The following is a 6,950-nucleotide window of genomic DNA, read 5'->3' on the forward strand; positions in this document are numbered from 1 at the left end:
GGCGTTTTAATATTCGCCCCCGTTGCGGGTAGCGAAGCCGCATATTAAAGCCGCAAGACGTGGGTTCGTCAAGGTGTGCGATCGAGCGATGAAGCTCCAGGGTCGCATCCGGCGCGGCGCGCGGCGTTCCCGGAAGTTCCGCGCCTCGCGCGCCTGTGCTATGTTGCGCGGCTTGTCAATCAAGCTGGATCGGTCATGTCATTGGATGCTTCCGACATCGAGAAGATCGCCCACCTGGCGCGGCTCGAGATTGCGCCCGAGTCGATCGAGCGCTATGCCGCGGATCTCTCCAACATCCTCGACCTGGTTGCGCAGATGGACGCGGTCGACACCACGGGTGTGGAGCCGATGGCGCACCCGCTGCACATGAGCCAACGTCTGCGTCCGGATCGCGTGTCGGAGCACGACCGACGCGAGCTGTTCCAGGCGATCGCCCCCTTGACCGAGGACGGGCTGTATCTGGTTCCCAAGGTCATCGACTGACGCCGAGCACTCATGCAGAACAAATCGATCGCCCAAATGGCCGCGGAGCTGAGGCTGCGCACCTACTCGAGCGTGGAGCTCACCCGTCACTATCTGGAGCGCATCGCACGGCTGGATCCGCGACTGAACAGCTTCATCAGCGTCGCGAGCGAATCCGCCTTGGCGGCTGCCGAGCGTGCCGATCGCACGATTGCCTCGGGTGATGCCGGTCCGCTCGCCGGCATCCCGATCGCGCACAAGGACATCTTCTGCACGGCGGGGATCAAGACCAGTTGCGGCTCGCGGATGCTGGACAACTTCGTCGCCCCTTACGATGCCTCCGTCGTCGAGCGTCTCGCCGCGGCCGGGGCGGTTGTCTTGGGTAAGACCAACATGGACGAGTTCGCCATGGGCTCCTCGAACGAGACGAGCTTCTACGGGCCTGTTCATAATCCTTGGGACGCGGATCGCGTGCCGGGTGGCTCCTCCGGCGGATCGGCCGCCGCGGTCGCCGCACGGCTCTGCGCGGCGGCCACCGGGACGGATACGGGCGGTTCGATCCGACAGCCTGCGGCGCTCTGCGGCATCACCGGCATCAAGCCGACCTACGGGCGCTGCTCGCGCTGGGGCATGATCGCCTTCGCCTCCTCGCTGGATCAGGCCGGCGTGCTGGCCCGCTCTGCGGCGGATGCGGCCTGTTTGCTCGACGAGATGGCCGGGTTCGACCCGCGCGACTCCACCAGCGCCGATGTCGCCGTGCCGGACTATGTCGATGCGCTCGACAACGACATCGTGGGTCTGCGCATCGGTCTGCCGAAGGAGTATTTCGGCGAGGGGCTCGATCCGCGCGTGGCGGCCTCCGTGCAGGATGCGATCAAGGAGTACGAGCGGCTCGGTGCCAAGGTCAAGGAGATCAGCCTGCCGAACAGTCCGCTCTCGGTGCCTGTTTACTATGTCGTCGCGCCGGCCGAGTGCTCGTCCAACCTGGCGCGTTTCGACGGTGTGCGCTACGGCCATCGCTGCGAGAACCCAAAGGATCTCGAAGACCTCTACAAGCGCAGTCGCGCCGAGGGCTTCGGCGACGAGGTGCAGCGTCGCATCATGATCGGCACCTATGTGCTGTCGGCGGGCTACTACGACGCCTACTATTTGAAGGCGCAGAAGATCCGACATCTCATTGCCGACGACTTCGCGCGTGCCTTCGAGGAGGTCGACGTCATCATGGGGCCGACCGCGCCGACGACCGCCTTTGCGCTCGGGGCCAAGACGGACGACCCGGTGGCCATGTATCTCAACGACATCTACACCATCGCAACCAACCTCGCGGGTCTGCCCGGGATGTCGATCCCGGTCGAGCCGGTCGAGGGGTTGCCGGTGGGTTTGCAGATCATCGGCAACTATTTCCAGGAGGCCCGCCTCCTCAATGTCGCGCATCGTTTTCAGCATGTGACGCATTGGCATCAGGGCGCGCCTTCGGGGTTCGAGTGATCGGCGGGCGCGTCGCTCGGCGCGCCCTGAAGGTCTTGAGAAAACGAGCGGCATGAGACGGCGCTTTGCCGAACGTACGATCGCGACATAGGTTAGAAAGCATGCAATGGGAAACCGTGATCGGGCTCGAGATCCACACTCAGCTCGCGACCCAATCGAAGATCTTCTCGGGTGCATCGACGGCCTTCGGTGCGCCGCCCAACACGCAGGCTTGCGCCATCGACCTGGGTCTGCCCGGCGTGCTGCCGGTGCTCAATGCCGAGGCGGTGCGTCTGGCCGTGCGTTTCGGCAAGGCGATCGGTGCCGCGGTCGCGCCGCGCTCGGTGTTCGCGCGTAAGAATTACTTCTATCCGGATCTGCCGAAGGGCTATCAGATCAGTCAGTACGAGCTGCCGATCGTCGGGGAGGGGCGCGTGGAGATCGTGCTCGGCGACGGGGCGGTCAAGTCGATCGGGGTGACGCGTGCGCATCTCGAAGAGGACGCGGGTAAGTCGTTGCACGAGGAGAACCTCGCGGGCGGCGGCTACACGGGCATCGATCTGAATCGGGCCGGCACGCCGCTGCTCGAGATCGTCTCGGAGCCGGCTATGCGAACGCCTCAGGAGGCCGTGGCCTATGCGCGCAAGATCCATCAGCTGGTGCGCTGGATCGGCATCAGCGACGGCAACATGCAGGAAGGCTCCTTCCGGGTCGACGCCAACGTCTCGGTGCGCCCGCTCGGTCAGACGCGCTTCGGTACGCGCACCGAGATCAAGAACCTCAACTCGTTCCGCTTCATCGAGCGCGCGATACAGTTCGAGGTCGAGCGTCAGATCGACGTGATCGAAGGCGGCGGGACCGTCGTGCAGGAGACCCGGCTCTATGACCCGGAGCGCGACGAGACCCGTCCGATGCGCTCCAAGGAAGAGGCCAACGATTACCGCTACTTCCCGGATCCGGACCTGCTCCCGGTCGAGATCGATGTCGCCTTCATCGTCGACGCGGTCGCGGATTTGCCGGAGCTGCCGGACAGCATGCGCGAGCGCTTCCACACCCAATACGGACTGGGCGAGTATGACGCCAGTCTGCTGACCGTCGGGCGCGAGCTTGCCCAGTATTTCGAGGCCGTGGTGCAGGCCACCGCCGAGCCCAAGCTGGCCGCTAACTGGGTCAACGGCGAGCTCGCCGCCGCGCTGAATCGCTCCGAGATCGAGATCGCGCAGAGCCCCGTCTCGGCGGCCATGCTCGCCGGCCTCATCCATCGCATCCAGGACGGCACCGTCTCCGGGAAGCTCGCCAAACAGGTCTTCGAGGCGATGTGGAGCGGAGAGGGCGATGCCGACAGCGTCATTCAGGCGCGCGGGCTGCGACAGATCACCGACAGCGGCGAGCTCGAGGCCATGATCGCGGCGATCGTCGCGGCCAATCCCGGTCAGGTCGAGCAATACCGCGCCGGCAAGGACAAGGTCTTCGGCTTCTTCGTCGGTCAGGTGATGAAGGAGAGCAAAGGCAAGGCCAATCCGCAGCAGGTCAACGAGATCCTGATCCGCGTGCTCGCAAGCGACTGATCACGACTCCCCGGCGACGGGGTCGGTCAGTCGCGCGTTTCAGGTTCGATGGAGCGATGTCCTTGTTATGGATCCCTTCATCACTCGAATCGACCCGATCGATCTCGCGATCATCGGCCTCTATCTCCTGATCGTCTTTGCGATCGGCGCCTACCTTGCGCGTCGGACCCACGATGCGGACGATCTCTTCCTGGCCGGGCGGCGGCTCGGCTGGCTGCCGGTCGGGCTGTCGCTGTTTGCCTCCAACATCTCGTCCACGACCCTGATCGGGCTCATGGGCGCGGCCTACACCTGGGGGATCGCGGTCGCCAACTACGAGTGGATGGCCGCGCCGCTGCTGGTCGTGTTCGCCATCATCCTGATCCCGCTCTATCTGCGCGCCCGCATCGGCACCGTGCCCGAGTATCTGGAGCGGCGTTTCGACGTGCGCGCGCGGCGTTATTTCTCCGCCTTGACCCTCGTCTCGAACATTGTCGTCGATACGGCCGGTACGCTCTTCGCCGGTGCGATCGTCCTCAGCGCCTTCGTTCCGGGCCTGGATCTCTTCACGGCTGCGCTGATCCTGGCCGCGGTTGCGGGCATCTACACCGCCGCCGGCGGGCTGGCCGCGGTGGTCTATACGGACGTTCTCCAGGCGGTGATCCTGCTGGTGGGGGCGTCGTTGGTCACCTTCTTCAGTTTCCAGGCGATCGATTTCGACTGGGGGCGGGTGGTCGAGGCGACGGATCCGCAGCAGTTGAGTCTCTTTCTCCCGCTGAGCGACCCGAACCTGCCTTGGCTCGGCGTGGTGGTGGGTGTGCCCGTCCTGGGCTTTTACTTTTGGTGTACCAATCAGTTTGTCGTCCAGCGCGTGCTGGGTGCCCGGGACATCGAGAATGCCCGCTGGGGCGCGCTCTTGGCGGGATGGCTGAAGCTCTCGGTGATCTTCATCATGGTTATCCCGGGCGTCATCGCGATTCAGATCATTCCGGGCCTCGAACAGGCGGATCAGGTCTTCCCGTCGCTCATCGCCGAGCTGCTTCCGGTTGGGCTGCGCGGGCTCGTGCTCGCGGCCTTGGTCGCCGCCCTGATGTCGAGCGTCGACTCGACGCTGAACTCGGCGGCGACACTCCTCACGCTCGACTTCATCAAACCGCTGCGCCCGAACTTGACTTCGCGGCAGACGGCCTGGATCGGGCGCATCGCGATCCTGTTCTTCATGTTGATCTCGGCCGCTGTTGCGCCCTGGATCGGCGGCTTCGAGGGGCTCTTCCACTACCTGCAGACCGCGCTCTCCTATCTGGTCCCTCCCGTCGCGGCGCTCTTTCTGCTCGGCGCGCTTTGGGCGCGACCGGGTCCGAGGGCGGCGCTCGCGACCTTGCTGGGTGGTCATGCCCTGTCCGCCTTGCTCTTCGCCCTGACGGTCGGAGGCGCGCTGGATCTGCACTTTACCTTGGTTGCGGGGATCCTCTTTGCCTTGAGCGCGTCGATCTTCGTCCTCGTCGGTCTGCTTGAGCCGCATCCCTCGGCTTCGCGTGCAATCCAGCGCCGCGAGATGGTGTGGCGTCCGGCACTGGCGCGCCCGACGCGCGCGGGCGCCTGGTGGTCGGACTATCGGCTCCAGTCCGCGGTCTTGCTGGCGCTGACCGCGGCTTTGGCGATCGGCTTCGGTTAAGTCGCCCATGTCTCAAGACTCGATGCCGCCGCGCGCACCTCGGCCGCTTGCCCTTGCGGCGGCCTGGATGGGTGTGGCCCTGACGTCTTTCGCACTGCTCGCCGTCTCCGCGCGCGAGCTGCTGGACACCATGGAGCCGGTGCAGTTTCTTTTTCTGCGGACCGCGGTCGGTCTGCCGCTTTTGGTGCCGCTGGCGCTGTGGTTGGCCCCTGGTTTTTATCGCACCGAACGTTTGCCCCTGCACCTGCTGCGCAACCTCTTTCACTACGGCGGACAGGTCTTCTGGATCACCGCCATCGGCATCTTGCCGCTCGCCTTGGTCTTCGCGCTCGAGTTCACCACACCCGTGTGGGCGGCCGTGCTGGCGCTGTTCTTTCTCGGCGAGCGGTTGAATCGAGGACGAGTCTTTGCGCTTGTGTTGGGAGTGGCGGGCGTCCTCGTGATTACGCGGCCCGGCCTGCAACCGCTCGATCTCGGGGTGCTCATCGGGTTGGCGGCCGCGGTCGGTTTTGCCGTGAGCTTGACGGCGACCAAGGGACTCACGCGCTATGACGGTGTCTTTACCATCCTCTTCTGGATGCTGGCGATGCAGCTCCTGATCGGTCTCGTCCCGGCGCTGCTGGTGTGGCAGCCGGTCGGCTGGGTAGATGTTCCCTGGCTGCTCGTCGCTGCGGTCACCGGGATCAGCGCCCATCTCGGCATCGCCAAGGCGTTTCAGCATGCCGACGCGACTGTCGTACTGCCGATGGATTTCCTGCGCCTGCCGCTCATCGCGCTGGTCGGGGCGATCTTCTATGGCGAGGGACTCGACCCCTGGGTCATCGCCGGCGCGGCTCTGATCTTTGTCGGGAACGAGTACAGCTTGCGGCGCGAGCGGAGAGGCTCAGCATAATCGATGCCGGCTTCTCATTAACCCGACCCCGTCGCTGCGCTTGTCCACGGGCAGGAATCATGAACCAAACCAGCCGCTGGGGGCTTATGTTCCGGCAGGGTGATGACGCGTCTCCGCGGTCCCGCGAAGGCGTCGGCTTCGATCCGCCTACGAGGGAGCGATGGGGCCGACGGTGGACGGCTGGCCGGTTTCGCGCGGGAGGTCGCGTTCGCCTTGTCTCGGGGGCTCGTAGGTCTCGACAAGATAGAGTGGTCGAGCTTTGGTCTCGTTGAACATTCGACCGAGATACTCGCCCAAGACGCCGATGGCGGCGAGCTGAACCCCGCCGAGAAAGAGGACTGCAACCATGAGGGACGGATAACCGGCGACGGGCTCTCCGTAACGCAAGGTCTTGTAGATGATCCAGCTTGCGTACAGGAACGCCGTCATGGCCGTGACCAGCCCGACATAGCTGGCGACCTTGAGGGGGGCCGTGCTGAAGGAGGTAATGCCCTCGATCGCGAATCCCCACAGCTTGTGGTAATTCCACTTGGTCGCCCCGGCGCTGCGGCGGTCCCGATGGTAGGTCACGGCGGTTTGTCGATAGCCGATCCAGGCAAACAGACCCTTCATGAAGCGATGTTGCTCGCGCAGGCGGCAGAGTGCATCGACGGCGCGGCGGCTGAGCAGACGGAAGTCCCCCGTGTCCTTGGGGATCTCGATGGGGGTCATGCCCCCGATGACGCGGTAGAAATACCGAGCGGTCAGCTTCTTCAGAAAACTCTCGCCGTCACGCGACAGGCGCGTCGCGTAGACGACATCGTAGCCCTGGCTCCAGCGTGCCATCAGCTCCGGGATCAACTCGGGCGGATCCTGAAGATCGGCGTCGATAATGACGGTAGCTTCACCGCGACTGTGATCCAGTCCG

General features: G+C 64.8%; 6 protein-coding genes. 5 read left to right on the forward strand and 1 reads right to left on the reverse strand.

The window, feature by feature from the left end:
* Window positions 1–195: 195 nt before the first annotated feature.
* The 5 genes from gatC (at window position 196) to VLR48_RS01655 (ending at window position 6,043) form a co-directional block, all read left to right on the forward strand.
* A complete protein-coding gene (gene gatC, locus VLR48_RS01635) occupies window positions 196–483 on the forward strand; it encodes an Asp-tRNA(Asn)/Glu-tRNA(Gln) amidotransferase subunit GatC (protein ID WP_093030260.1) in 288 nt (95 codons plus the stop codon).
* Window positions 484–495: 12 nt separating this feature from the next.
* Window positions 496–1,950, forward strand: coding sequence for an Asp-tRNA(Asn)/Glu-tRNA(Gln) amidotransferase subunit GatA (gene gatA, locus VLR48_RS01640; protein WP_325290107.1), 1,455 nt, complete (start codon window positions 496–498; stop codon window positions 1,948–1,950).
* 101 nt (window positions 1,951–2,051) lie between these two features.
* The gene (gene gatB, locus VLR48_RS01645) at window positions 2,052–3,497 is read left to right on the forward strand and encodes an Asp-tRNA(Asn)/Glu-tRNA(Gln) amidotransferase subunit GatB (RefSeq protein ID WP_325290108.1); all 1,446 of its coding nucleotides are present in this window, start codon (window positions 2,052–2,054) and stop codon (window positions 3,495–3,497) included.
* A gap of 67 nt (window positions 3,498–3,564) precedes the next feature.
* Complete coding sequence (locus VLR48_RS01650; protein WP_325290109.1) at window positions 3,565–5,151, forward strand: sodium:solute symporter family transporter; 1,587 nt, start codon at window positions 3,565–3,567, stop codon at window positions 5,149–5,151.
* 7 nt (window positions 5,152–5,158) lie between these two features.
* Entirely contained in the window at window positions 5,159–6,043 is an 885-nt protein-coding gene (locus VLR48_RS01655; RefSeq protein ID WP_325290110.1) for a DMT family transporter, read from the forward strand.
* 147 nt (window positions 6,044–6,190) lie between these two features.
* Here VLR48_RS01655 and VLR48_RS01660 read toward each other — a convergent pair.
* Window positions 6,191–6,950 (reverse strand): glycosyltransferase (locus VLR48_RS01660; RefSeq protein WP_325290111.1); only part of this gene is annotated, 760 nt, incomplete at its 5' end.

Origin of the sequence: Thiocapsa sp., from assembly GCF_035467215.1 — a bacterium.
GTDB lineage: Bacteria > Pseudomonadota > Gammaproteobacteria > Chromatiales > Chromatiaceae > Thiocapsa.

Bases quoted from the DNA above. Each gene is read 5' to 3' on its own strand.
- gatC (WP_093030260.1), top strand. From the start codon at position 196: ATGTCATTGGATGCTTCCGACATCGAGAAGATCGCCCACCTGGCGCGG.
- gatA (WP_325290107.1), top strand. From the start codon at position 496: ATGCAGAACAAATCGATCGCCCAAATGGCCGCGGAGCTGAGGCTGCGC.
- gatB (WP_325290108.1), top strand. From the start codon at position 2,052: ATGCAATGGGAAACCGTGATCGGGCTCGAGATCCACACTCAGCTCGCG.
- VLR48_RS01655 (WP_325290110.1), top strand. From the start codon at position 5,159: ATGTCTCAAGACTCGATGCCGCCGCGCGCACCTCGGCCGCTTGCCCTT.
- VLR48_RS01650 (WP_325290109.1), top strand. From the start codon at position 3,565: ATGGATCCCTTCATCACTCGAATCGACCCGATCGATCTCGCGATCATC.